21 protein-coding genes are annotated in these 26,296 nt (G+C 68.3%); 12 read left to right on the top strand and 9 right to left on the bottom strand.

Annotated features, from left to right (window positions below):
* Positions 1-32 precede the first annotated feature (32 nt).
* A complete protein-coding gene (locus tag VEC57_08430) occupies positions 33-1,013 on the top strand; it encodes a glycosyltransferase family 2 protein (GenBank protein HYB99152.1) in 981 nt (326 codons plus the stop codon).
* A 5-nt stretch (positions 1,014-1,018) separates the two neighbouring features.
* Here VEC57_08430 and lnt read toward each other — a convergent pair whose 3' ends face one another.
* On the bottom strand, positions 1,019-2,662 hold the full coding sequence (lnt, locus tag VEC57_08425) for an apolipoprotein N-acyltransferase (GenBank protein ID HYB99151.1): 1,644 nt from the start codon (positions 2,660-2,662) through the stop codon (positions 1,019-1,021).
* Positions 2,663-2,740: 78 nt separating this feature from the next.
* Here lnt and VEC57_08420 point away from each other — a divergent pair, with 78 nt between their 5' ends.
* Together VEC57_08420 and VEC57_08415 are read left to right on the top strand one after the other, a co-directional pair.
* Complete coding sequence (locus tag VEC57_08420; protein ID HYB99150.1) at positions 2,741-3,601, top strand: hypothetical protein; 861 nt, start codon at positions 2,741-2,743, stop codon at positions 3,599-3,601.
* A 59-nt stretch (positions 3,602-3,660) separates the two neighbouring features.
* Positions 3,661-4,368: a hypothetical protein gene (locus tag VEC57_08415; protein HYB99149.1), complete on the top strand. Its 708-nt coding sequence runs from the start codon at positions 3,661-3,663 to the stop codon at positions 4,366-4,368.
* 1 nt (position 4,369) lies between these two features.
* Here the strand turns inward: VEC57_08415 and VEC57_08410 are convergent, their stop codons facing one another.
* Entirely contained in the window at positions 4,370-4,852 is a 483-nt protein-coding gene (locus VEC57_08410; GenBank protein ID HYB99148.1) for a pyridoxamine 5'-phosphate oxidase family protein, read from the bottom strand.
* A gap of 111 nt (positions 4,853-4,963) precedes the next feature.
* Here VEC57_08410 and VEC57_08405 point away from each other — a divergent pair, with 111 nt between their 5' ends.
* A complete protein-coding gene (locus VEC57_08405) occupies positions 4,964-6,343 on the top strand; it encodes a TIGR01777 family oxidoreductase (GenBank protein ID HYB99147.1) in 1,380 nt (459 codons plus the stop codon).
* 331 nt (positions 6,344-6,674) lie between these two features.
* Positions 6,675-7,640, top strand: a complete 966-nt coding sequence (locus VEC57_08400; GenBank protein HYB99146.1) for a ferritin-like domain-containing protein — start codon at positions 6,675-6,677, stop codon at positions 7,638-7,640.
* Between the two features lie 143 nt (positions 7,641-7,783).
* On the opposite strand, the gene VEC57_08395 is transcribed toward VEC57_08400, so the two are convergent.
* The 3 genes from VEC57_08395 to VEC57_08385 all read right to left on the bottom strand — a co-directional run bounded on the left by VEC57_08395 (position 7,784) and on the right by VEC57_08385 (position 10,972).
* Entirely contained in the window at positions 7,784-9,607 is a 1,824-nt protein-coding gene (locus VEC57_08395) for an ATP-dependent DNA ligase (GenBank protein ID HYB99145.1), read from the bottom strand.
* A 5-nt stretch (positions 9,608-9,612) separates the two neighbouring features.
* Entirely contained in the window at positions 9,613-9,969 is a 357-nt protein-coding gene (locus tag VEC57_08390; protein ID HYB99144.1) for a BON domain-containing protein, read from the bottom strand.
* Positions 9,970-10,132: 163 nt separating this feature from the next.
* Positions 10,133-10,972 (bottom strand): enoyl-CoA hydratase/isomerase family protein, encoded by an 840-nt coding sequence (locus tag VEC57_08385; GenBank protein HYB99143.1) that lies wholly within the window; start codon positions 10,970-10,972, stop codon positions 10,133-10,135.
* Between the two features lie 220 nt (positions 10,973-11,192).
* Between VEC57_08385 and VEC57_08380 the strand changes: the two genes are divergently transcribed.
* From VEC57_08380 to VEC57_08360, 5 genes are all read left to right on the top strand, one after another.
* A complete protein-coding gene (locus VEC57_08380; protein HYB99142.1) occupies positions 11,193-11,672 on the top strand; it encodes a universal stress protein in 480 nt (159 codons plus the stop codon).
* Positions 11,673-11,752: 80 nt separating this feature from the next.
* A complete protein-coding gene (locus VEC57_08375) occupies positions 11,753-12,637 on the top strand; it encodes an alpha/beta hydrolase (protein ID HYB99141.1) in 885 nt (294 codons plus the stop codon).
* A gap of 116 nt (positions 12,638-12,753) precedes the next feature.
* A complete protein-coding gene (locus tag VEC57_08370; GenBank protein ID HYB99140.1) occupies positions 12,754-13,194 on the top strand; it encodes a TIGR03668 family PPOX class F420-dependent oxidoreductase in 441 nt (146 codons plus the stop codon).
* 735 nt (positions 13,195-13,929) lie between these two features.
* Positions 13,930-15,243, top strand: a complete 1,314-nt coding sequence (locus VEC57_08365) for an FAD-dependent oxidoreductase (protein HYB99139.1) — start codon at positions 13,930-13,932, stop codon at positions 15,241-15,243.
* Positions 15,244-15,258: 15 nt separating this feature from the next.
* The gene (locus tag VEC57_08360; GenBank protein ID HYB99138.1) at positions 15,259-16,281 is read left to right on the top strand and encodes a sigma-70 family RNA polymerase sigma factor; all 1,023 of its coding nucleotides are present in this window, start codon (positions 15,259-15,261) and stop codon (positions 16,279-16,281) included.
* Between the two features lie 110 nt (positions 16,282-16,391).
* Here VEC57_08360 and VEC57_08355 read toward each other — a convergent pair whose 3' ends face one another.
* On the bottom strand, positions 16,392-17,003 hold the full coding sequence (locus VEC57_08355) for a TetR/AcrR family transcriptional regulator (GenBank protein ID HYB99137.1): 612 nt from the start codon (positions 17,001-17,003) through the stop codon (positions 16,392-16,394).
* A 143-nt stretch (positions 17,004-17,146) separates the two neighbouring features.
* On the opposite strand from VEC57_08355, the gene VEC57_08350 reads away from it, so the two are divergent.
* Positions 17,147-17,740, top strand: coding sequence for a hypothetical protein (locus tag VEC57_08350; GenBank protein ID HYB99136.1), 594 nt, complete (start codon positions 17,147-17,149; stop codon positions 17,738-17,740).
* A gap of 32 nt (positions 17,741-17,772) precedes the next feature.
* The gene (locus VEC57_08345; GenBank protein HYB99135.1) at positions 17,773-18,003 is read left to right on the top strand and encodes a tetratricopeptide repeat protein; all 231 of its coding nucleotides are present in this window, start codon (positions 17,773-17,775) and stop codon (positions 18,001-18,003) included.
* A 165-nt stretch (positions 18,004-18,168) separates the two neighbouring features.
* Here VEC57_08345 and VEC57_08340 read toward each other — a convergent pair whose 3' ends face one another.
* The 3 genes from VEC57_08340 to VEC57_08330 form a co-directional block, all read right to left on the bottom strand.
* Positions 18,169-19,521: a PhoH family protein gene (locus VEC57_08340; GenBank protein ID HYB99134.1), complete on the bottom strand. Its 1,353-nt coding sequence runs from the start codon at positions 19,519-19,521 to the stop codon at positions 18,169-18,171.
* 185 nt (positions 19,522-19,706) lie between these two features.
* Entirely contained in the window at positions 19,707-22,361 is a 2,655-nt protein-coding gene (locus VEC57_08335; protein ID HYB99133.1) for an endonuclease/exonuclease/phosphatase family protein, read from the bottom strand.
* Positions 22,362-22,363: 2 nt separating this feature from the next.
* Positions 22,364-26,206: a M4 family metallopeptidase gene (locus tag VEC57_08330; protein ID HYB99132.1), complete on the bottom strand. Its 3,843-nt coding sequence runs from the start codon at positions 26,204-26,206 to the stop codon at positions 22,364-22,366.
* Positions 26,207-26,296: the final 90 nt, after the last annotated feature.

The raw sequence follows: 26,296 nt of genomic DNA, 5'->3' as shown, positions 1-26,296 counted from the left end.
GCTCATCGCCCACGCTGGGCTATTGGTTCGCGATGCTGGCGGCGATCTCTCGCAACGTGCGGCGGCGCCTGTCCACCGTCGCGCCGCACGTGCGCGGTCGCCTCCGAAGGTGGCTGGACCGCTCCAAGGCTGCGCTCGACCGCGAAGCTCACCGCAAGCTGGAGGCCTTCCTTGGCTCTCCGCGGCGGCTGCAGTTTCCAAGGCCGGCGCAGCCGCAGGTCTCGGTCCTGGTGGTCACGTACAATCGCGCCGAGCTGACGCTGGAATGTCTGGAGGGGCTGGCCGTCTCGCAGGACCGGTCGTTCGAGCTGATCCTCGTCGACAACGCGTCCACCGATCGGACAGCGGAACTGCTCGGCCGGCTCGATCACGCAGTCGTTCTCCGCAACGCGGTCAATGCCTACTATGCGCCGGCCGTCAACCAGGCGGCGGCCGTTGCGCGCGGGCGCTACCTTCTGCTGCTGAACAACGACGCCGTGCCGCGAGCGGATGCGATCGGAGCGCTGCGAGCCGCTGCCGATGCGTCGGCCGCGATCGGCGCGGTGGGTGCCAGGCTGGTGCTGCGGGACGGGCGGCTTCAGGAAGCGGGCTCGATCGTCTTCTCGGACGGCTCGGCCATGGGCTATGGTCGCGGCGAGGACCCCGACGGAGCGGACTACGTCTGCGCGCGCGAGGTCGACTACTGCTCGGGCGCCTGCCTGCTGGTGCGGCGCGACCTGTTCGAAGAGATCGGCGGCTTCGATCTGCGCTACCTGCCGGCGTACTACGAGGACGTCGACCTGTGCTTCGCGATCCGCGAGCGCGGCCGCAAGGTGGTCTACGAGCCGCGCGCGGTGGTCAGGCACGCCGAGTTCGGAAGCTCTTCGCCGGAGCGCGCCGCCGAGCTGTGCCGCAGGAACCGGCCGCTGTTCTACGCCAGATGGAAGGAGCGGCTGCACGCGGCGCCGCCGCCGGGCGCTACGGCATCGCAGCTGCGCTCCCGCGAAGCGGGACGCGCGCTGCAGCAACCCTGAACCGGTCAACGCGGCGAGCGGACGCGACTTGTTACGGCAACGGCGGCGCCGGCCAGAAGGCTGGCAAGGCCGAACCACTGGCCCCACGCCGCCGCCAGCGTCGGCACCGGCACCACCGGCGTCACCGTCGCCACCAGCGTCTGCGGGCGATTCACCTCGGCGACGGCCAGCAGCTCGCCGGTAGCGTCGATGGCGGCGGTCACGCCCGTATTGGTGCCGCGCAGCTGCGGCAGATGCGTTTCGATGCTGCGGAAGCTGGCCACCAGAAGATGGAGCCAGGCGCCGCGCCCGCCTTCGAACCAGCCGTCATTCGAGATCGTCAGCAGCAGCTCGGCGCCGCTGCGCGCTCCGTGTGCGGCCACCTTCGGCTCGATGGCGTCGAAGCAGATCATCGGCGTGACCTGGATCTGTCGCCCGTCGGGCAGCTTCAGCGGCACGACCTTCGGTCCCGCGCCGCCTTCCCACGTGCCGAGCCAGGGAACCTGCTCGCGAACCCATCGCCATTCCAGCCACCACGGCACGCGCTCGGTCAGCGGGAACAGGTAGGTTTTGCGATACGAGCGCGTCGAGCCGACGTCGGCGGCATCGACGAAGATGGCCGCGTTGTACTCGCGTTCGCCCTCCAGATCGTAGGAGCCGAACACGAACGCGCGCTTCATGCTCGTGGCGAACACGCGCAGCTCGGTGTCGAATTCCTTGCCCGCTTCGCTCTTGGGAGCGCCGAAGGTGGTGGGATAGGCGGTCTCCGGCCATACCACCAGATCGACGTCCGCGTTCTTCAGGCCGGCGTACGAGAGACCAAAATGCGTGTTCAGGATCGCGCGCACGGCTTCGTAGGACCCGACCTGCGCGCGCAGCCGCTCGTAGTTGGCGATGTTGGCCTGCACCAGGGCCGCCGTCACCGGCTCGCGTCCGGCCTCGGCGGCGGCGATGCGCGCGAGGCGGACGCGGCCGTATCCGGTCATCCCGGCCAGGATGGCGACCGCCGCGATCGCCGCCACAAGCGCGCGGCGGCGCTGCGTTCGCCATGTCTCCGGCACTGCCGCCGCTCGCGCCAGCTCGTTCAGGATCACCACGACGAACGTCAGGATGCCGGGCCCGCCGATGTCGGCCAGCTGCCGCAGCGCGCGCGAGGGATAGAAGCCGAGCCCGAGCGTGTCGCCGAGGAGCTTCGGGAAAGCGTACTCGGTGCCGACGTAGGCGCATGCTCCGACGATCATCGTGGCGACCGGCGGCGCGCCGCTGGCGTGCATCCACCATCTGGCGGCCGAGAACGTGAGGAACTGCGGCTGCAGGACCGGCGCGGCCGCCAGCAGCAGGAGCATCGAGACGGCCGGATGGCTTCCGGAATACGTCGAGATCGCCGTCGCGAACCATTCGAAGATGGCAAGGACGAATGCCACCGACATCGCCCATCCTGCCAGGAGAGCTCCCCGGAGCGTCTGCACGCGCTCGAGCAGCAGCAGGAAGGGCACGAGCGCGATCCAGCACAGCGGCATGGCCTGCACCGTCGAGAACGAGGCCAGGCCGAAGCAGGCCGCCGCGAAAACGATCGCACCGGCGGCAGCGAGCAGAGGCGAGCGCGACAGGAGGGAGGTCAGAGCGTACCGTCCGATCCGGGCGATTCGGGGCCGTGCGCCGGTGCGCACGGGAAGCGGCGTGCTGGAGTGCCCACGTCGTTCGATGATTCCGTGTTCTCCATGACGCCACGGCAGGCTAGATTGCCGATGGTGCCCCCGCAACTCGAAACCTCCGGCGCGGCCGGCTCGTGGCCATGGCGGCTCGGCTGCGCTGCGCTGATGGCGCTGGCCGGACTGAGCCTGCCGTGGATGATGGGGTTGCTGCTGTTCTCGGCCGAAGCCGTCACGCCGCCGACGCTCGTGCGCATGTTCCTTGCGCTGGCGGTGCTGCCGGCGCTGGCAGCCCATCTGCTGCTTCGCACTCGCGGCGCCGACATCTCCATCGGCGCCTCCGAGCTCGTGGTGCGGGCACGCGACGTGACCATGGAAGTCTCCGGACGCGCCGTCGGCCGCATCGCGCCGTGGCTCGTCCCGCTGCCGACTCCCGGCTTCTCCATACAGCTGCGCTCGGGGCAATGGCTCCAGTACGGCGTATCGGTGGAAGACCCGAGGCCGCTGCTGGAGGCGTTTGCGAGCGACTGCGCGTGCCCGGCTGCAGCGGCGGCGGTCGAGCATCCGGTCGTGCAGTGGGCGCATGCCCGCGCGCGGCACGGACGGGCGTCATGGCGCGATCTTCTCATCAAGTACCCCGTGTTCGGGCTGGCTCCGACCGTGCTGCTGTTCAACGCGCACCAGCACATCAGCTTCGGCGGGTTCTTTGGCCAGTGGAACCTCGAGAGCCCGGCGGCGTGGTGGCGGACGCTTCTGGAATATTGGCTCATCCTGATCATCTATCTCGTGCTGTATGCGGGCGTCGTGCGAGCCGCGGCCGAAGCGGCGGCGATGCTGGCGACGTGGGCGAGCGCGGCGCGAGCCGGGACCGCGCGACTGTGGGCCGAGCGGTTCTGCCACGTCCTCTACTATGCGGGCGTGCCTGCGCTGGTGGGCCTGCGATTCGTCGACTGGTGAGCCGTGCGTCAGGGCGGCGGCGATTTGACTGCGGCAGCGGCCGGCCGCACAGCGGGACGGTGAAGGGAATCGTCACGGCATGCGTTGCAGCCTGGGCGGCGTGCATCCTCGCGGCAGCCCCGGCGGCATGGGCCGAGCAGACCGTGGAGGTGGCTGCCGACCAGACTACGACGCTGGTCGGACAGTTCGATTCCCTCAAGGCGGTGCTCGAAGAGCTCTGCAGCCGCGCCGGCGTCGAGCTTCGCGCCTACGATGCCGACGATCGCGCCGTCAGCGCCAACTATCGCGATCTTCCGCTGGGCGACGTGATGACGGCGCTTCTCAATCACGAGAACTATCTGCTGGGGCAGGGCAGGGACCCGGCCACCGGCAACGCACGCGTGGCCTGGGTGCACGTGTCGGGAAACCAGAGCGGGCCGGTGACGAAGATGGCCGCACGCAAGCTCGGCAGCGAGATGGGCTTCGATACGCCGCCGCCTCCCGCGCCCGCCGCGGCGCCTGCGCCTCCGGCTCCCGCAGCGGTGCCGCCTCCCGTCGCGCCGCTCGGCGAGAATCCCGACGTAAGCGAGGAGCTGCTCGCATCGCTGGCCGAGAAGATGTTCGGCGGCGAGAAGCGCCAGCAGTTCCTCATCACCGATGCCGAGGTGCTGGCGGGCTCGCTGCAGCACTATCCGGACTCGCCGCAGCTGGTGCGCCGCCTGCTCGGACAGCAGAACGACCCGGCGATCATCCAGAAGCTGACCGAAGTCCTGTCGGCAATGAAATGATTCAGGAAGAGGGTGCGCAGACCTTCTTCGCCGACATCGCGTAGACGCGCGTCAGCCGCACGAGGATCTCGACGACCTCGCGCTCGCGGCCGGCCTGCGACGGTCGCGCCGAACGAAGGCTGCCTTCGACCTCGCGAGCGCGGCCATAGAGGATCGCCACGGCCCCCTCGCTGTCCCAGGCGGTGAACGCAACGCGCGGATTGGACTGCAGATCGCGCCGCCGCGTCGCGTCCGCGTAGACCTGCACGGACAACTCGTCGCCGCGCAGCTCGGCATGCACCGGCGCGATGTGCGGCTGGCCGGAAGGCCCCACCGTCGCCATCGCCACCAGGCGGATCGACGACCAGAAACTTGCGAGCTCGGCCGCGCTCATGCGGCGCGGCGCGAAGGCAACCGAGTCGGCCAGTGCCGGAGAGGCGGCCGGGCTCGACTCGAGCAGCCGTTGCAGCGCAGCCATTTCGAACGAGGAGTCGGCAACTTTCATCGGCCGCTCGTTAGCACGGCCGAGGCGGCCGAGCACCCGCGAGTCCGCCGGCGAACCCGAGATTGCTTGACCGCCTCTTTCTGGGCAGTAGAGGCTCACCGGCGTCTGCGCATGAAGGTACTCGTCACCGGAGCCACCGGCCTAGTCGGCCAGCACCTGGTTCGCCGCCTTCTCGATGGAGGACACGACGTCGTGGCGCTCAGCCGCAATCTCGACGAGGCGCTGCTGACGCTCCCAATCAAGTGCACGGTGCACGAGTGGAACCCCGAAGCCGGCCATCTCGACGGCCGCGCGTGGGAAGGCGTGAGCTCGGTCATCCACCTTGCCGGCGAGAACGTTGGTACGGCGCGCTGGTCGCGCCGGCGAAAGGACTCGATCCTGCGATCGCGTGCGCTCGGAACGCGCACGCTGGTGGAATCCATCGGCCTGCTGCCGCCCGAGAAGCGGCCGCGCACGTTCGTTTCCGCCTCGGCAATCGGTTTCTACGGCGACCGAGGCGACGAGCCGCTCGAGGAGACGGCCGAGCACGGGGACGACTTTCTCGCCGACGTCTGCCGGGTCTGGGAGCACGAGGCGCGGCGAGCCGAGAACCACGGCATGCGCTGGGTCTCGCTGCGCACCGGCATCGTGCTGGCCCGCGAGGGCGGCGCGCTCGGCAAGATGCTGCCGCTGTTCCGGCTCGGCCTCGGTGGCCGTCTCGGCAGCGGCGACCAATGGATGAGCTGGATCCACATCGAGGATCTGGTCTCGCTCTACGTCTTTGCCATCGAGAAGGACGAGCTCGAGGGGCCGGTCAACGCGGTCTCTCCCAACCCGGTGACCAACAAGGAGTTCACGCGCACGCTGGCGCGCGTGCTGCGACGGCCTGCGCTCTTCCCCGCGCCGGCCGCGGCGCTGAAGATGATGCTCGGCGAGATGTCGATCCTGCTGCTCGGAAGCCAGCGCGTCGTGCCGGTGGCCGCCGACGATGCCGGTTTTCGCTTCGACTACGAAGAGCTCGAGCTGGCGCTGCGAAACCTGTGCCTCGATCCGGCACGCGAGATGCGGCAGGAGCTGTGGCTGGATGCGCCGCCGGCCGAGGTCTTCCCGTTCTTCGCCGATGCGCACAATCTGCCCGACATCACGCCGCAGTTCCTCAACTTCCGCGTCGTGCGCGCGCCCGATGACGGAATGACGGAAGGCACCACCATCGACTACCGCCTGAGCCTGCATCGCCTTCCGATGCGATGGCGCAGCCGCATCGACGTCTGGGACCCTCCTCGCACGTTCGTCGACACGCAGGTCCGCGGTCCGTACAAGTCGTGGCGGCACACGCACGAGTTCGAGCCGCTCGACGGCGGGACGCTCGTGCGCGACATCGTCCGCTACGAGCTGCCATTCGGAGCGCTCGGCCAATGGGTCGCCGGCGACAGGGTGGAGCGCGACCTGGCCCTGATCTTCGCCTATCGCCGCACGCGGCTTCTCGAGCTCTTCGACACCGCCGCGGACTGATCGTCTCACGGACCCGGCGGGGCCACCGTGCGGGGCGACCGTGCGAGGCCACGTGCGGGGCCACCGTGCCGGGCGACGTGCCGGGCGAGCCGGCGCTGCGGCGAGCGCTTCCTCGTTGCCGTAGCCTCGGTGGCCGGCCCACGGGTGCGGCCAAGCCCCATTTTCGCACGGTTCCGCGAGCGGGACGCGCTAGCGGGGTCCGTTCTCCGGGCGCCCCGGCGGCACGACGGCCGATCCTGCTGTTGACTTGGATAGTAGAACTATCTACTTCCAGCCTCGCGCGCGCAGGGGCGGAGGACCGGGCCTGCCCGCGACACAGGAGGGACCGACAATGCCGCAGGGAGCTCACGCCGAAGCGCTGCCGACCGGGTTCGATATCCAGTACGTCTGGGATTACGCGACCAAGGAGGAGGGCCTTCGCAACCTCTACGAGAAGTCCAAGGTCGGACACTGGAACGCCAAGACCGATCCTGCCTGGGACACGCACGTCGATCCCGAAGCCGAGAACATTCCCGATCAGACCATTCCCTGGTACGGCAGCTCGCACTGGAACAAGCTGAGCGAAGCCAACATCCGTCACCTCCGGCACTGCGGGCAGGCATGGTCGCTGTCGCAGTTCATGCATGGCGAGCAGGGCGCGCTGATGGTGGCTGCGCAGCTCGTCAATTGCGTGCCCGACATCGATGCCAAGTTCTACGCTGCCCAGCAGGCGGCCGACGAAGCTCGCCACGTCGAGGCCTACGAGCTGTACCTCTCGCGCAAGCTCGAGAAGGAATATCCCTGCAATCCGGAGCTGCGCACGCTCCTGGACCAGATCCTCACGGCCAAGGAATGGGACATCAAGTATCTGGGAATGCAGATTCTCGTCGAGGGCCTGGCACTGGCCGCCTTTGGAATGCAGAACGAGATCACGCGCGAGCCGCTGATCAAGGACATCACCTCGCGCATCATGTCCGATGAGTCTCGCCACGTTGCCTTCGGGGTCCTGTCTCTCCGCGAGGCGTACAAGGAGATGAGCGACTCGGAGCTGAAGATCCGCGAAGAGTTCGCGGTCGAAGCCTCCTATCTCATGCGCGACCGCCTGCTGCCCAAGGTTCTGTGGGAAGAGTTCGGTCTTCCCGTCAAGGAGATGGTCGAGCTGAGCGACAAATCCGAGACCATGCGGCAGTTCCGTACCATGCTGTTCTCCAAGATCGTTCCGAACGTGAAGCGGCTCGGCCTCCTCAACGACCGCCTGCGCGCCCAGTTTGCCACCCTCGGCATTCTCGGGTTCGAGGACTGGGCGCCGTCGGCCTGATCTTTTCCGTCTCCTCCCGCGGGCCGGCAGTGCCGCAACGCTGTCGGCCCGCACCTCCGGAAAAACGCCCGTCGATACCGGCAGCGCGTGCGCGGCGCCTGCCGGCGACACGTTGAGCTCGGGCGGGAGCCTGCGCAGCGAGATCAGCTCGATGCCAGCCGCGCGACGGTCGCCAGCGTATCGATCTCGCTGGCCGGCTTGTCGCGGCGCACGCGCACGATGCGCGGGAAGCGCAGCGCATACCCGCTCTTGTGACGCTTGGAGGGCTGCACGAGGTCGAACGTGACCTCGATGACGATCTGCGGCTCCACCAGCCGCACCTTCCCGTGCGCGAACTCCTGGATCGTGTGCTCGCGGAACCACTGCGACAGTTCCTCGATCTCGGCGTCCGTCAGTCCCGAGTAGGCTTTGCCGACGTTGAGCAGCGTCGGATCCGACTCCGACGCCCGCACCGCGAACGTGTAGTCGGACAGCAGCTTGTGGCGGCGGCCGTTGCCGACCTCCACCGCGGTGACGACGACGTCGAGCGTGGCCAGCGCGCGCTTGATCTTGAGCCAGTCGCGTCCACGACGACCGGGCTTGTAGGCCGACCTCGGGTCCTTGACCATCAGGCCTTCGTTGCCACGCTCGCGCGCGCCGTCGAACTCGGCGTCGAGCGCGGCCACGTCGCGAAAACGCGTCGAGCCGGCGCGGCGCGTGCGGTGGCCGTCGATGGGCAGTGTCTCCAGCACCGCGCGGCGCACCGACAGCGGCTCCTCGATCAGGACGCGACCCTGCCCGTAGAGCACGTCATAGACGACGAAAGCCGCCGGGATGCGCTCGAGCAAATGCGCCGGGACCTTCTTTCTCCCCAGCCGCTTCTGCAGCTCGGCGAAGGGAAGAATGCGCTCTCCCTGCACGGGCACGATCTCGCCGTCGAGGATCAGGCCGCTGGCCTCCTCGTCCTGCACGTCCTGCGGCACCAGCGCCGCCAGAGCCGCGAGCAGGTCCGGAAAGCTGGCGGTGATCTCGTCGAGCGTGCGCGAGAAGATTGCGGTGCGTACGCCGTCGATCAGCGTTCCATGAAGCGGCTCGATTCCTTCGCCTCCTTCGCCGGTGCGCGCCACGTGCACCTGCGCCCGGATGCCGTCGAACTTGTCCTCGACGAAGAACTCCTCGGGCATCTGCCTGGCCACGTCGGAGAGATCGGCAGCCGGCGTGGCCAGCATGAACTTGAGCGGGTGGAACAGTCGCATGCGCGCGTCGTCGAGCCGGCCCTGCCGCGCGAGCAGAGCGGTCTCGCCGACGTCGCCGGTGAGCATGTTCGCCCACTGCACGCGTGCGATCTCCACGCCGTACAGCCGTGCGACCGCGTCCTCGATGGCGCCTTCCTTGACGCCGATGCGAAGGTCGCCGGTCAGGAGCTTGACCAGATACTTCGCCTCGGAGGCGGTGGTGCCGCGCAGCATGTCGACGACCATCCGGCTGCGCTCGTTGGTGCCGGACGCCGCTGCCAGCTTCTCGAGCGCCTCGAACACCTCCTGCAGCGTCAGCGCCGTGGTGACCGGCGCGCCTGTCGCATGCGCCCGCGTCACCGCTTCGAATGCCAGATCGCCGAGATCGCCGAGTGCGACGAGCCGCTCCGCCAGGTCATCGTCGGCCATTCCCGTCACCTCGGCGATTGCGCGAAACAGCGCCGAGCCGCCGACGTTGGTGGTGCGCTGGTCGCGCTGAGGGAAGACGTGACCGGCCAGGAAGCGGGCGGCCAGCACGAGATCGGGGTCGGGCAGGGTTGCGAAGTAGCTGCCGATCCGTCGCGCCTTCTCCAGGCGACGAGTGGTGGCCGAGGCAGCTTCGGCCGCGGCCGCGAAGTGCGACCAGCGCGCGGGATCGCGGCCGGCCGAAGGATCCGCCCCGGCCACGAAAAAACGCGGCGAGGAGCTGTCGCTCCCCGCCGCGCTGGTGGAATCGGATTCGTCGACCGGCACCGAGATCAGTCGGGCTGGACCTTGAGGTTGTTCTTCACTTCGGTGACGCCGTTGGTGCCCTTGGCGATCCTTTCGGCGGCCGTCTTCTCGGCGGCCGAGTCCACGGTTCCATCGAGCGAGACGACGCCGTTCTTGGTGGACACATCGATCTCCAGCCCGCTGGTGCTCTGGTCGGCCAGCAGCTTGGTCTTGATGACGGCGGTGGTGCCGGCGTCATCGGTCACGCGCGCGGCGTTGCCGGCAGCACGCTCGGCAACATTCTCGTCCTGTCTGTTCTTCGTGTCTTCAGCGTAAACGCCGCCGGCCGACAGCATTGCAGCCACGGAAACGGCACTCGAAAGGAGCAGAAGCTTGCGAATCATAGGACCTCCTTCGCAGTTGAGGTGTTGGTGATCAGTCGGCAGCGGGCGGAGCACCCGGCAGAGGCAATACCTCGGGTGACGGCCGCCGCTGCTCCGTTCCTGTGACGTCTCGATGGGCGGTTGTGTTCACTTCGTGCGCCACCAGTGAGGCGGCAGCGAGGCCTCAACTGGTCGTTGCGAGCAGCTCGGCCAGTATGCCCATGTCGCCGGTCTCGAGTTCTCGTGTCTGTCCGCCTTTGGCGAGGAAGTCGGCCATCCGCTGCTTGGCCTCCGGCGTCGGCAGCGTGCGGTTGAATGCATACGCCTCTTCGAGAAGTCCGTCGACGACGCCGATCTCGGCTGCGTTCACGCATTGCTTGGCAAGCGCCAGTGCGCCGGTCGGATAGCTGGCAATCCGGCGCGCCAGCTGATCCACGAACGGTCCGATCTCCGTAGCCGCCAGTGCGCGGTTCACATAGCCGTACCGCTCGGCGACCTCGGCGCTGAAGTCCTGGCAGCCGAGCACGATCTCAAGCGCACGGCCGCGGCCGCACAGGCGAGGCAGGCGCTGGGTGCCGCTTCCGCCGGGAAGAATGCCGAGCGCGACCTCCGGCTGCGCCAGCACGGCCTTGCCGATGGCGGCAAAGCGCATGTCGAGCGACAGTGCGAATTCGCTGCCGCCGCCGCGCGCGCGCCCTTCGATCTTGGCGATGCTGACTTTCGGCATCGTGCGGAAACGGTCGACCATCGCATGGAAGAACGTCAGCGTTGCCGGCTTTTCTCCGACGTCATCAGGAAGCCGCTGGATGAGCGAGACGTCGGCGTGAGCGATGAAGAACTCGGGATCGGCGCTGTCGAAGACGACGACCCGAACATCGTCGTCGGCCTCGATCTCGCGGCCGAGCCGGTCCATCTCCTGCATGAGCTCCAGATCGAAGAGGTTGATGGGCGGGTGGTCGATGGTCGCGAAGCAGACGCCGTCTTCGACGCGGATCCGCAGGCACTCATATCCCTCATAGCTCATGTCGCCGCTCCTTCGAGGTCCCGACGATGGGACGCGTTGATCAATGGTGGCGCCAGCCGCCGCTGCCCGCCACCGGCCGTTTAACCGCGCCCACGGCGCGCCGCAATGGCCGGCATGACATGGAAAGACGCCTGACACATCCTGTCGCCACGGCTCTCGCGCTGCTCGCAAACCGATGATGCCGCTGCCGCTTGCACGGGCGCGGACCGAGGAGGTATCGATGAAGCGCTTCAAGCACATCCTGGCGCCGACCGACCTGTCGTCCGAGTCGTTCTCGGCGGTACAGTACGCCGCCCATCTCGCACAGGCGCAGACTGCGAGGCTCACCATCGTGCATGTCTCGCAGGCGACCACGCTGCTGTTCACGGATTTCTCTCCGCCCATCGACCTGCTCGCGCTCGACAAGGAGATCGAGGCCGCGGCGCGCGAGAAGCTCGAGGGGTGGGTGGCGCGGCACATCAAGGGGGACGTGGCGGTCAAGGTGCTGATCAAGTCGGGCGTCACCCATGATGTCATCACCAAGGTCGCCGAAGACATCGGCGCCAGCCTGATCGTGATGGCCACACACGGCCGGCGCGGGCTCGGCCACGCGCTTCTGGGCAGCGTCACCGAGCGCGTGCTTCGCGAGGCGCCTTGCCCGGTGCTCGTGGTTCGTCCGCCGGCCGCGGACGAGAAGGCGACCAGGAAGAAGCGGCGCTAGCGGCCTGGCAGCCGGTTGACGGCGGCCAGGCCGCCATCTAGCCTCCGCCCGCGCTCTTACCCTGAAGGAAGAGACGTACGATGCCCACGCCTTCCGACGTTCCCTCCGTCCGACTCGAGCTGCGCGGCGCACGCGGCCTTCGCCTGATCGCCGACGCCTACGGCGACGCCGCCGATCAGCCCGTGCTTCTGCTGCATGGCGGCGGCCAGACTCGTCACGCCTGGCGAAGCACGGCTGCCGTCCTGGCGAGCGCCGGGTTCTACGCCATCACGATGGATCACCGCGGACACGGCGAGAGCGACTGGGACGAGGACGGCGATTACGAGCTGACCACCTTCGCCGCCGACATCCGTGAGATCGCCGCGACGTTGTCGTCACCGCCGGCTCTGGTCGGCGCGTCGCTCGGCGGCCTGGCTTCCATGGTCTGCGAGCGCGACCATCCGCTGGCGCGTGCCGTCGTTCTCGTCGACATCACTCCGTCCATGGATCCTGAAGGCGTGCAGCGCATCCTGGCGTTCATGCGCGCATTTCCCGACGGCTTCGCATCGGTGGACGAGGCTGCCGATTGCATTGCGGCCTATCTGCCGCACCGATCGCGACCGGCCGACACCAGCGGCCTGGCCAAGAACCTGCGCCTCGGCGAGGATGGCCGTTGGCGCTGGCACTGGGATCCGCGCTTCCTGAACGACAAGCCGCGCTCGGCGCACAACGAGTTCCCGGCCCGCATGAACGCGGCGGCGCGGGCGCTGCGGGTGCCTACGCTGCTGGTGCGAGGTCGGATGAGCGAGATCGTCAGCGAGCAGAACGTGCGCGAGTTCCTGGAGCTGTGCCCGCACGCCGAATATGTCGACGTCGACGACGCCGCGCACATGGTCGCCGGCGACCGCAACGACATCTTCTGCAGCGTGGTCAGCGAGTTCCTCACCCGCACGCTGAGCGTGCGTCGCGCCGCCGGCGGCGCGTGACCTCGCGGGCGATGCGGGTGCGCGGGCGGCATGTCTCCTCGCAGGCGGCACGGGCGTGGCAGCCCTGCCGCGCGGCGCGAACGCCGGTTGCCGCAGCTCGCGGCAGGGAGGGCTGAATGCTGGAACGGCAGCGCCGCGCACGCCTCGCCGATGCCGCCGCAGCGCGCGTGGCGCGCCTGGCCACTGCCGACGCCGCAGGACGGCCGCACCTGGTCCCGATCTGTTTCGCCATCCTCGGCGAGCGGCTCTATTCGGTCATCGACGACAAACCCAAGCCCACGCGCACGCAGCTCAAGCGCCTGCGCAACATCGCCGAGAATGCGCACGTTGCCGTGCTGGTGGATCACTTCGAGGAGGACTGGTCGCGGTTGTGGTTCACGAGCCTGAGCGGGACCGCGCGCGTGGTAGGTGACGGCGAGGAGTACGAGCGGGCGCTTCGGGCGCTGCGCGCCAAGTATCGGCAGTACGAATCGATGCCGCTGGCGATGTCCACGCATCCGATGATCGCGGTCGACATCGACCGCGTGCACGGCTGGAGCGCCGCGGAGCGCCACTGACGCCGGCGCGAGCAGCGATGGCGGACGCCGCTCCATTCGATGCGCGCGCAGATCGTGGAAGAGACTTCACTCACGCGACCGCTGCCGCGGTCGTGCGCGGCCTTGGAACGCCGCTGCGCACGCCGCCGTCTTTAGGATGTGGTAAGGCGAAAATCTTCCTCACGAGCGGCGAAAGCTGTGGACAGCCGGACCGAAAACCGGCAAAACGATCACACTCTCTGGCGCCGGTACGTTCGGACCGCGCCAGCGTCGGTGTTGCCTCTCCTTTCGGCCTTCTCTTTCCGATGAAGTCGGCTTTGCGTGGTGTTGTCCGCGTCTCTGCGGCGTCGTCCTGACGTCGCCGGCGTGCGTCCGCTCCGCGCAAGGCATCGATCTCGGGCCAGCTCGTATCCGAGCTGAGTACCCATGACGACGGCCAGGCCCTGCGGGGACCCGGTTCCTTGGATGGCCAGCCTGCGCCGGCTGGTCTGTTTCACGGCCAGCCTTCGGCTGGTCCTGTTTTACGGCCAGCCTTCGGCTGGTCCTGCTTTGCGGCCAGCCTTCGGCTGGTCCTGCTTTACGGCCAGCCTTCGGCTGGCCTATCGGGCTGGCGGAGCCCACCTCTCCGTCAGGGGCGGCTCGGGCGGATCGCATTGCGGTTCGTCCGGGCCCCCTCCTTTTCTGCTTCTTCCGCTTCCTGCGTAACCTTCCGGCGGGCTCGTTCGTGAAGATGGTAAAACGCCAGGAGCGCCATCCATGAGCCATGTCGCCAGTCATTCCTCCGACCATCACGATGTCATCGTCATCGGCGCCGGCCTTGCCGGGCTGGCCGCGGCTGCCTACGCAGCCCGCGAGGGCGCGAGCGTGCTCGTGCTCGAGCGGACGGAGTCCGTCGGTGGCCGTGCCCGCACGCACGAGTCGTCGGGCTTCTCGTTCAATGTCGGACCGCACGCGCTGTACGCGGACCGTGAGGCGGATTCGGTGCTGCGCGAGCTCGGCGTGTCCTTCAGCGGCCGGCGTCCTCCCACCTCCTCAGGCCTGGCCTACGACGGCGGACGCCTGCACACGTTGCCGGCGGGCCTGGTGTCGCTCCTGACCACGAGCCTTCTGCCGCTGTCGGGCAAGATGGAATTGGCCCGCTTTCTCGGGGGCATAGCCAAGGTCGATGCAGCATCGCTTCAAGGTCGCAGCGTGCGCCAGTGGACCCGCACCACGCTTCGCAACGACGGCGTGCGGGCACTGGTGGAGGCGCTGATCCGGCTGACCTCGTACTCCAATCATCCCGAGCATGCCGATGCCGGTGCGCATCTCGAGCAGATGCAGGCGGGACTGAAATCGGGCGTCTACTATGTCGACGGCGGCTGGCGCACCCTGAGCAGCGGCCTTGCGCGAGCGGCCACGGAGTGCGGCGCGTCCATCCAGTGCAGCGCCCGCGTTCGCAGCGTCCAGGAGCTCACGGCCGGTGGATGGCAGGTGCGAACCGACGACGGGACGCATACCGCCTCCGCCATCGTCCTTGCCGTGCCTCCGCCGGCGGCCGCCGGGATGCTGGAGCCCTCGCGCCAAGCGCGGTTGCGAGAGACGCTGGCGAGCCTGCGGCCGGTCAAGGCCGCCTGCCTGGATCTGGGCCTCGAGACGCTGCCGAACCCGCGTGCCTTGTTCGCGCTCGGCGTCGACCGGCCGCTCTACTTCTCCGTGCATTCGGCTTCGGCCAAGCTGGCGCCCGAGGGCGCAGCCGTGATTCACGTGGCCAGGTATCTGAGCGGCGACGAAGACCCCAAGGCCGTCGAGGCCGAGCTCGAGACGCTTTGCGATTTGATGCAGCCGGGCTGGCGCCAGGCCGTGGTCGAGCGGCGATTCCTTCCATCGATGACGGTCGTGGGCGCGCTCGTCGAAGCGGGCAAGCCGCGTCCGTCGGTCGAGGTCTGCGATGCCAGCGGGCTGTATCTGGCCGGCGATTGGGTCGGCGACGAAGGCATGCTCGCCGACTCCGCCCTTGCCAGCGGCCGTCGCGCCGGCCGCTTGGCCGGCAGCCGCACAGCGGCTGCGCCGGTGGTGCGCGCGGCGTAGGGCGAGGGGATGCGGATGACCGCGACGTCGACCACGGCCACGGCCCACCCATCGATCGATGCGGCGGTTCGCGCGCGTGGCGACGTCGCTTCATCTGCAACGCCGGCAAGTTATGAAGCACTGTTCCACGAGCACCGCAGCTTTCTATGGAGCCTGCTCTACCGCCTGACCGGCTGCGCGGCCGACGCCGACGATCTGGTGCAGGAGACCTTCCTTCGAGCCATGGAGAAGCCGCCGGTCGATCGCGCGTCCTCGCTGCGACCGTGGCTGGTGCGGGTGGCGGTCAACCTTGGCCGCGACCTGCTGCGGCGGCGCCGGCGCTCTCCGTATATCGGGCCGTGGCTGCCTTCGCCGGTTCCGACCGGCGAGGAGGGCGAGGTGGTGCCGACCTTCGAGGTCGTCGCCGCCGGCGTCTCCACCGAAGGCCGCTACGATCTGCTCGAGAGCGTCTCGATGGCATTCCTGACGGCGCTGGAGGCATTGACCCCGCAGCAGCGAGCGGTGCTGCTGTTGCGCGACGTGTTCGATTACTCGGTGCGCGAGACCGCGACGGTGCTCGGTACGCGCGAGGGCGCGGTCAAGGCGGCGCATCTTCGCGCGCGGCGGGCGATGGCGGCCTACGATGCCGCGCGCCGCATTCCCACCGACGAGGTGCGAGACCAGGCACGGCAGACGCTATGGAAGCTGATGCAGAACCTGGCGGCCGGCGACGTCGAGGCGATCGAAGGGCTGCTGAGCGAGGAAGCGCGCGCCTACAGCGACGGCGGCGGCGAGTTCTACGCCGCGCTCAATCCCATCTTCGGCGCCCACAACGTGGCTCGCCTGTACCTCGGGCTGTTCCACAAATTCCACAGTGCATCCGACTACTCCGTGCGAATGTATAACGGACTGCCTGCGATTCTGGTCAAGGTGCAGGCGCCGCCGTACGAGCGCCTGGCGCGGCAGTTCCTGATTCAGCTCGAGCCCGGGCCCGATGGCCGCATCCGCCGCATGTACTCGGTGCTGGCGTCGCGCAAGCTGACGGCGGTCGAGTTTTGAACTGGCGTGGTTGCGGACGGGTTTCGGTCACGCCGACGGACGCATCGTGCAGCTGCGTCGGAGTCGGGGACGTCGGCCGGCCGTGCCGCGACCGCCGCCGAGTCCTCGGTTCAGGCGTCGACTTGCGGCCGCGCGGTGACGGCGTCCAGCACGAGCATCAGCGCATAGTCGAGCGCCTCGTCGCGGCTGAGCCCGTCGTTGCCCAGGCCCCAGTCGCGCAGAGCCCCGAGCAGCGAGCGCAGGATGAACTGGCACAGGGCATCGGGCGGAACGTCGTTGCGCACCTCGCCCCGGGCCTGTCCGACCTCCACGAGCGGGCGCAGGAGCGCGTGCGGCGCAACCACGCGGAGCCGCTCGGCGCTGGTGCCGATCTCGACGATCGCGCGGCCGGTGACGTCCCGGTCCCAGGCCTTGCCGCGGGCCAGCTTGTTCACCAGCTGCTCGAGCGCGTTCCGGAAGGAGGTGCTGCCGAGCAGGTCCGGGACCAGCTCGCGCATGAGCCGAAGGCGCTTGGCCCCGTACTCGAGGAGCAGGTCCTCCTTGCGCTCGAAGTGGAGGTAGAAGGTCCCCTTGGAAACCCCGGCGGCGGCAACGATGGCGTCCACCGTCGTGTTCTCGAAGCCCTGCTCGAGGAACAGCTTGTTGGCCGCCTCGCGAATGCGGGCCCGGGTCGCCTCGCCGCGAGGCCGTTTGGGAGCGTCGAATTGTCGCTTCGATTGCACGTTCAGACCAGGCCGTCGCGCTACATGCAGAATTGTCAGCGCTGATGCCACTGCTTCCGGTGCGTGGCGGGAAAAATGTGCGCACGTGGGCCGGCGGGCGGAGCCGCCGCGCGGGACGTACCGTCGTTGTACTCGAGCCATACGTGCGGGATACCAGTGTCGTGGCCGCCTACGCCGACGACGCGAGCCTCGGGTACGCCCGCAGCCTCTACTTCGAAGCGAACGGTTTCTGCGAAGGCGGCTATGAAGCGAGCTGGGTTCGGCTGCAGGCCGGACCGGTCCCGCTCTACTTCCCCAACACGGCCAGCCGCGTCCGATCGGTGCGCCTGCACGATCTCCACCACGTCCTCACCGGCTACGACACGACCTGGACCGGCGAGTCCGAGATCGGCGCCTGGGAGATCGGCTCGGGCTGCGCCGACCACTGGGCCGCCTGGCTGCTGAACTTCAACGCCGTCGCGATCGGCCTGGCGATCGCCCCGCAAGCCACCTTCCACGCATTCGTGCGCGGCCGGCGCACGCGAAACCTGTACGGCGGCGAGTTCGAAGAGGCGCTGCTCGGCGAGCGCGTCGGCGACATGCGGCGCCGTCTCGGCCTGGACCGCCCGACAGAAGTCGTGCCTGGCGACCGCGCCCGCTTTGTCCTGGTTTCCATCGTCAGCGTTGCGACGCTGGCGGCGGTGACGGCGCTGACGGTGGCGCCGATGCTGGCGCTGGTGTTCTGGCTGCGCGCGTAGATTCGGCCGCCACAGCGGCAAGGGAGGCGACGATGATCCGTTCCCTGGCTCCGTTCGTTTTCGTTGGCATGTTGCTGATCGGCGGCTGCAGCCAAGGCGCCGACGAGCTCCTCTCCACCGCGCAGCTCGAGGAGAAGCAGGACAACCCGGACAACGCGCGGCGGCTCTACGAGCAGATCGTGCGCGATCACCCCGGCAGTCCGCAGGCGGCCACGGCGCGCGAGCGTCTGGCGGCGCTGGCCGAACGCGGCGAGCACCAATGATCGCGAGATCCTGCAGCCGCAGCACTCCCACGTCGTGCACGCGGCAGATTCGGCGAGCGGCAAAGGTGACGTCGCGGCCATGAACCGAGCGCTGCCTCGGTTCGCAATGGCTGTCGCGATCTGCCGTGCCTGACGCAGGCGGCCGAATCGGCCAACGAGCCGCTCCTACAGCAGCTCGCTCGCCAGGTTCGCCAGCTCCGACCTCTCGCCTTTCTCCAGCGTCACGTGCGCGAACAGCTCGTGCCCCTTCAGGCGATCGGTCAGATAGGCCAGCCCGTTCGATCGCGCATCCAGGTACGGCGTGTCGATCTGCCGCACGTCGCCGGTCAGCACGATCTTGGTGTTGCGACCGGCGCGCGTGACCACCGTCTTCACTTCGTGCGGCGTCAGGTTCTGCGCCTCGTCCACGATGAGGATGACGTCGGAGAGGCTGCGGCCTCGGATGTAGGTCAGAGGCGTGATCTCGATCTTGTTCAGCCGCAGCATCTCGTCGATGCGCTTGGCGGCGGCGTCCTTCTCGTTGAACTGCCCCTTGATGAACTTGAGGTTGTCCCACAGCGGCTCCATGTACGGGCCCAGCTTGGAGGCGATGTCGCCGGGCAGGTAGCCGATGTCCTTGTTGCCGAGCGGCACGGCCGGCCGCGTCACCAGGATCTGTCGGAAGCTGGAGCGCTGCTCGAGCGCGCACGCCAGCGCCAGCAGCGTCTTGCCGGTGCCGGCGGCGCCGTGCAGCGTCACCAGCTTGATCTCGGGCTTGAGCAGCGCGTGCACCGCGAACGCCTGCTCGGCGTTGCGCGCGGTGACGCCGTACACCGTCTGCTTCTCGATGCGCTCGACGGTGCGGTCGGCGGCGTTGAAGTAGCCGAGCGCCGATTTCTTGCCGTTGCGGATGATGAAGAACTGGTTGCGGACCATCTCCGCCGTCGTCAACGACTCGGCCGGAATGCGGCCTTCCTCATGGATCGCGCCCACGAGCTCGCTGGCGACGTGCTCGACCAGCGACTTTCCCGAGTACAGGAGGGAGAGGTCGTTGACCTTGCCCGCCTCGTAATCCTCGGCGCGCAGGTTGAGCGCCTTGGCCTTCAGGCGCAGCGCGATGTCCTTGGTGACCAGGATGACGGCCTTGTCCGGCTCCTGCCGCTGCAGGGCGAGGGCGGCGCTCAGGATCTTGTTGTCCGCCTTGCTGCCGTCGAAGAATTCTTCGGCCCTGGGCGCATCGGTTTCGGCGCGGGCGCTCAGGATGACGCGCACGCGGCCCTTGTCGGGTCCGTTGATGGGCACCCAGTCCTGCAGCAGGGATTCGGCCGAGATCCTGTCGATGAAGCGGATGAACTCGCGCGCGCTGAAGTTCTTGCTGTCGTTGCCCTTCTTGAAGCCGTCCAGCTCCTCCAGGACGGTGATGGGAATGGCGACGTCATGCTCGGCGAACTTCTGGATGGCGTCGTGGTCGTAGATGATGACGGAGGTGTCGAGAACGTAGATCTTTCCGCTGCCCGCTACCGCCGCGTCCGCTTCCACTCCGCACACCTCCCCGGCGCGACGGTGACGCTGCGAGCCATTCGCAGGCCGTTCGCTCACGCCCTGACGCCCGCACGCAGGCGTCGTGCTCTACGAAGCAAGATACCGCAGCGGCAAGCGTCATTCGAGGACGCCGTGTGCCCAAGTCGCACGCGGCGAGCTTTTTCGTCGCAGCGTCCGGCCGCTCAGTCGGGCAGATAGTGGCCGACGCTGTAGCGCAGCACGTAGTCGCCGCCGGTGTCGAAGGACCGTTGCTGGTGCGTGTCCAGCAGAGGCTGCGTGTCGGTCGGCAGCAGCGCATCGATCGTGAAGTCGAGGATGTCGCTGCCGGATGTGTCGTCGTCCTCCAGGAAGCGCACCTGGACCTCGTCGTAGAAATAGTTGGGGACCTGCAGGAGGGGCGCAACATTGGCGACCTCGCCCGCTTCGAAGTCCTCATCGACGATGGTGTGCGACCCGCTGACCACGCCGTCCTTGCGCACGTACGAGAAACGGATTTCGTCGTCGGCGCTGATGTCGTCGTTTTCGGTGACCGCTTGCAGCGTCACGCCGAGGCTGTTCGCGAACAGGATCGAAAGGTTGCTCGTCCAGCCGATGGAGAAATCCGTCTCGGTGCCGGCAGCGTAGTTGGCGCGGCTGGCGCGGGTCACGGTCAGGAACATCTTGCGGCGCCGATCCTCCGAGCGCGCCAGGCGCAAAGTCAGGAGCCCGCTGCCTTCGTCGGTTGCCGCCGAGGTCTCGCCGAGCTGGGTGAGGCCGTCGGTGTCGTAGAGCCGCAGCGTGTAGAGGCCCGCCGCGTCCGGGTGCACGCGATCGACCAGGAACTGAAGACCCTGAGGCGCGACGCCCGCCGGCAATGCGTCGGTTTCCAGATCGAACCACGCCTCGTCCCGCCCCTGGAAGACATTGGGCAGCACGTGGTCCTTGAAAAGCGCCGGTCGCAGCGCGCACGACTGCTCGAGGCTCGCGCAGTCGTGTCGCAGCACGAGAAGACGATAGGGACCGGTCTGGGTGCGATACCGGTGCGAGACGCGCAGGTAGTAGGGAGGCTGCAGGATCTCGTGACGCGAAGCCGTGATCTGCTCCTGGTTCAGGGTGACGGTCGAGGTCTCGTGCCGGTAGGGATTGATCGGGGTGGACAGGTCGCTTGCCCTGTACATGGTGACGATGAAGTCGTCGGTCACCACCTGGTTGGCCGAGTCCAGAATGGCGATGGAATGACTGCCCGGCGAGTCGACGCGCCACCACTGCATGCCGCCGGGGTGCTGGATCTCGCCGCTGAAAGTGGTCGGCACGCCAGGCGCCGGTGCGATGACGGCCGCGTCGGCAGGCCGGCACTGCGGCGCCCAGCGGTTGATGTCGGCGTTGACGCCGAAGTGATCGCTGAGCGAGAACTCGCCGCCGAGCCCCATTCCCTTGGGCCTGTAGCGGGCAGGGTCATCCGACCAGAACAGGTTGTAGGCCACGGTCATGTGCTGGAAGCACAGGTCGTTGCCGCCCGGCAGCGCAAGCTGCGGCGAGTTCGGTGCGTGCCGTGCGATGTAGTCGAGGCGCGCCCCCGCATTGCCCTCGTAGTGCGTCATGTTGGTCAGGCCAGGGTCGGTGCCCGACGGCGAATTCTCCAGCTGCCATGGATCGAGGAAGTAGCCCTGGAAGAAGTCGTTCGTCTGCGTGAAGTGATAGTCGAACTCGTAGCGGTTGGGTGCATCGCCGGTATTGCCGAGGTTCGGCTGCGCCAGATTTCCGTCGATGTTGAGATCGCCCATGAGGAACACCTGGTCGCCGCCGCCATCGGCCGGACGGTGGTTGTTCAGAAGGTATCCCGCCAGCCCGAGCTGCTGCTTGCGCGTTTCGACGTGCGCTTGCTCGTCGCTCGGCGTGTCGGCGCCAGGGTACGACGCCTGCGTGTGCGTCCACAGCACGCTGTAGACGGTGCCGGTGACGGGATTGCGAAGGCGGGCGTAGGCCATGCCCTTGTCGGCGTCGCAGTCGCCGATGTCCCACGGCCAGGCCGTGTCGTCGCACTCATGGTAGGTCAGGAAGACGACGTTGCCGCAGGCGCTTCCGATGCAGTCACCGTCGCAGCTCGACCCGTCGCATCCGGCGGAGAGGACGTTGATGAACGGAAATTTGCTGAAGATGGCCAGCCCGCTCTGCTCGGCGAGCACTGTGTCGCCGTCCAGCTCGGAGATGTGGTGCGGGTAGTGCGCCGGCCTGCCGGAGACCGGATTGCCGAGAAGCTCGCGAAACCGCTCTCCGGCCTCGTCATCGAAGACCTCGCTCAGGACGATGAAGTCGTAGCCGCTCTCGACGATGCGCTTGGCGATCTTGTCGGCGTGGTCCAGCGGCTTCTGGAAGACCGTGCTCGGCAGGAACTGCACGTTGAAGGCGCCGATGCGGATGGAGTCGCCGACATCGGCGGTGGCGGCGACCGGCACGCGCGCGGTGACGCCCGAGGGATCCCTGTAGCCGATCTTGCCGGTGACCCGCTCGCACGTGGGCCGATCGATGGCCAGCTTGAGCCGCACCTTGCCGATCTTGCCGGCGCAGGCGTCCCAGGCCGCGCGAATGACCGTCTTGGTGCGGCCTGCCTTGATACGCAGTTTGGCGGCGGCCGATCCGGGGCAGGAGTCGCCGAGCGAGACGGTGCCGTCTTCGACGGTGATGGTGTCGCTGGTGGCGTCCTCTTCGAAGACGGCGCCGGAGGAGAGGACGTAGGAGGCATCCGGGCACGGCTCATACGTCTTGGTCGCGGCGGCCGCCGGCCCCGCCACCATCGCCAGGAGCAGCGCCAGAGCGCCGCAGTCGGTGCGCACGTTTCGGGCTCTGGCAGCGGACATCCTCAATCCCCCGCGGCCTGCAGCGTCGTTTCGTCGTTGACCTCCGCCGACCCCGGCAGGTAGGTGGCCTGCCAGCAGGCGCCGTCGCTTGCCTGCAACTGCACGCGCATCGGCAGCATGGCGGGCAGCGGTGGCACCGGAACATCGGATCCGCTGGCCTTGATCATCAGTACGGACTCGCCGTCGCTGCCGCTGCGGAAACCGATCGTGCGAATCCCGTCGTGGTTTCCGGCGCTGTCGCTGAAGTGCCAGCCCTGGCCGGTCTTGCCCGTGCGCGTGCTCTTCCAGCACGGCCTGTCGCCGCACTGGCCGCCGCCGGGCACCAGCAGCTCGGCCACCAGGTGCGGCAGCGCGGTGTCTTCTTCGTAGAAGCACAGCGCGTAGCTGCCGCCCGCCGTGGGATCGCCGAAGTCGTCGGGCTCGGCGGCCGACGCGGCGGCCACCTTCCACACGATCCTGCGGCTGCCCTTGGCGCTTTTCCTGACGGCCAGCGACGAATCGCCCGGCTGCATCGAAAGCTTGCACGTCTCCACCGGCGCCGGCGCGCACCGCTGCGCCTGCAGCGATCCGATCGCGAACGAAGCGCCGATGGTCGGCGACGCGTCTTTTCCGGGAAAGATGCGAAGCGTGTACTGCTTGCCGACGTAGGGCGGCGGCGAGGCACTGCGCAGCGCGCGCTCGGCGTGCGCGCGCGTGGCGGCGCCGATCGGCACGATGGCGGGCGGCACGTAGTACCACTGCGGATCGGGCACGAAGCGCAGCGTCGGATTCAGATCGGCGTCCGACTTGGCCACGACCTTGCCGTCATCGTCGATGATCTGCACGCGCATGGGCGAGGGCAGCTCGAAGAGGAGGCGTCGCTCGATCGTCGGCGACAGCCAGGAGGTGCAGTCGAGCTCGTCGCAGGACGGGAACCGGATCTCCAGGGGCGTCTGGCCGTCCATGCCGAGCAGGCCGGTCACCAGCGTCCCCTGCGTGTCGCGCAGCACGGCCCAGTCGTCCGGATCGCATGCGGTGCCGTATCCGTCGCCGTCGAGGTCGTTCTGCACCGCGTTGCGCACGGTCGGACAGTTGTCGGATGCATCGGGCACGCCGTCGCCGTCATCGTCGTCGTCGCACGCGTCTCCGGTCCCGTCACGGTCCAGATCGGTCTGCGAGTCGTTGAAGACGGCCGGACAGCTGTCGCAGTGATCGCCGCAGCCGAAGCTGCGGTGCGACGAGGGCAGCGGGTCGTTGCACGTGAGGATGTCGCCGTCGGCATCGCCCTGATCCATCGCGTTCCATCGGTTCGGACAGGTGTCGATGCTCCACGTGCCGCGGTTGCAGCCGGCGAGGGCGCCGGGGCCGGCCGGCTCCGGCCCGTTCTGATCGCAGATGCGGTCGTTGTCGTCATCGGGATCGCACGCATCGCCGGTGCCGTCGTTGTCGGCGTCCGTGCGCACCGCCGTCACCAGCGTCGGACAGTTGTCGCGGTTGTCGAAGACGCCGTCACCGTCGCTGTCCTCGCAGGCATCGCCGGTGCCGTCGTTGTCGAAGTCGCGCTGGTCGACGTTGGGCATGCTGCGGCAGTTGTCACGGCCGGAGGGCGCGCGCTGGCATCCCATCGTCGTCCCCGGCGTGCCGGCCAGCGCAGGGCCGGCGAAATCACAGATGCCGTCGCTGTCATTGTCCGCGTCGCACAGGTCGCCGGCGCCGTCGCCGTCCGAGTCGGTCTGGTCGGCCGAGGCGATCCCGTCGCAGTTGTCGCGCGAGCTCGGAACGCCGTCGTCGTCGGTGTCGGGGTCGGCGGTGTCGGGCGTGCCGTCGCAGTCCGTGTCCAGGGCGGTCGGCGCCAGGCCGACCGCCGCGAATGCATTGCGGACGCGGCACAGCGCGGTCAGGCTGAACATGATCGCCGGCGGACGAGCATCGCCGACGCCACGCATGGCGTTGAGGAACTCGTTGCGCACGTCGATGATCTGCGACTCCTCCGTCAGGCGCTGCGTCAGCGTCCGATACAGGTAGAACGCGGTCAGGCTGCGGCCGAGATCGGGCGGAATGGTGATTCCGCGATGCGTGCCGCCGTCGGCGATGAGGAAGAACGCCTTGTTGAGGATGCCGGAGTTCGTGTGCACGCCGCCGTTGTCGAGCGCGATGCGGCGAAAGGCGGACATGTGGTCGGGGTCGGGGACGGGCGGACCGCCCATGACGTTCGGAACCGCCCCGCACGTCGGAGGGTCGGACAGGTTGCGCGCGGCGCCGGCGGGGCCGCCCGTGCACGTCCCGCCCGCGGCGGTGCCTTCGCCGAAATACCAGTTGTCGAACCCGGCCACCGCGACGCCGAAGAAATCGGCGAGGGATTCGGAGACGGCACCGCTCTGGAACTGATAGTCGAGCTCGGCGGTTTCGTGGTCGATGCCATGCGCGAACTCGTGCGCGTAGACGTCGGTCGAGAACATCCCGTTCGTGAACTTCAGGCAGTCGTCCAGCGCGAACGCATTGGGGGCGCCGCCGACGTGCGCGTACACCTCGACCTGCTCGTCGCTGCCGTCCCAGCTTCGGCGGCCGTAGGTTCGCAGCCACCAGTCGTAGGTGGAGTTGGTCAGTGCCCACATGGCATCGCCATCGGCATCGCCGCCGCGGTAGGCGCGCGTGCGTCCGCTTTCGGTGAACCACTGTGTGGTCGGATCATCCCAGGTGTCCCAGCAGCTGATGGACGTGTCGCCGTTGGCCGTGCTCAGGTCGAAGTCGCGCGCGCGTTGTTCGCGATCGAGGATCCAGACGATCTCGCCGGTGAAGGCGTCGACGTAGTAGTCGGCGATGGTGCGGCCGCCGTCCTGCTCGCGCTCGCCGCCGAGCACCACTCGCCAGCACAGACGCGGAGTGGAGGGCTCGCCCTGCACGAAGCCCGTGTCGTAGTAGACGAGCTTGGTGGCGGCCGCCGTGGCGGTGTCCGAGAGCGTGGTGACATCGGCGATCGCCGCAGCCTCGGCCTCCTCCGGCTGCAGCAGCGGCTCCTCGGCCGTCGCCGGCAGATCGACGTGCCAGCGTCCGTGCGTTCCGACCACCTCACCGGCCGCATCCAGGAAGACGGCGATCTCACCGCCCCGAAACGGCACGTCGCCGACCCTCTGCCCGAACCGTACCGAGATGAGCTCGGGGTCCATCGAGACGCGGTCCAGGAACAGGTCGCGCGTCGGATCCTCGATGCGATAGAGCGCCGCGAACTCGACCAGGAAGGAGAGCGCACCAGCCACGGGATCGTCGGCCGCCGCGCCGAGCGGGACCTGCATCGAGACCGAAGTCGGAATGCCGTTCTCGAACCAGACCTCCACCGGCACCAGCGACGCGGCCTTCAGCGCGTCCAGCGCCAGAAGCTGCTCGTCGCGTCCCCGGTGGCAGTCGTTCTTGCAGCCGTCGTCGCTCTTGCCGTTGCCGTCGTCGCACTCCTCGCCCGCCGTAAGGTTCGGATAGGCGTCGCCGCATTGAACGAGGGTGCAATCGGCGTCGCACGTCGCCGCTTCGGCCCCCTTGTCGCACTGCTCGAGCAGCGTCGGGCCATCGGTGCCGCATTCGGAGCCGGGGGTGCCGGTGCCGGTGCAGGCCTTGCCGTCGCCGCACACGTTCCAGAGGCAGTCGCTGGTGCAGGCGTCGTTGTCGTCGAGGTTGCCGTCGTCGCATTCTTCGGCGAACGCCACCTGCCCGTCGAGCGGATCGCACTTGGCGTGCGCGATGCCGGCGGGTGCTGCGGTGAGCATGACGACGATGGCGCCGGCAACGAAGAACGGCACGCCGCAGTGGCGCGAGCCGGTCGGAAGATGGGCGCGGCCGCAGCGGCGACCTGCCGTCGAACGGCGAAGCTTCATGAATTCCCCCTGCGAGCCAAGATCCCCCAAGGCTCGTTGCAGGCCGCACCTTAGCTGCAGGTGCGCCGCTCGAAAAGGGCGAAGCACGCT

This window comes from Candidatus Limnocylindrales bacterium (genome assembly GCA_035626395.1).
Classification (GTDB): domain Bacteria; phylum Desulfobacterota; class Binatia; order UBA1149; family CAITLU01; genus DASPNH01.
The sequence above is the reverse complement of the archived record's forward strand: the minus strand, read 5'-3'. Positions and strand labels throughout refer to the sequence as shown.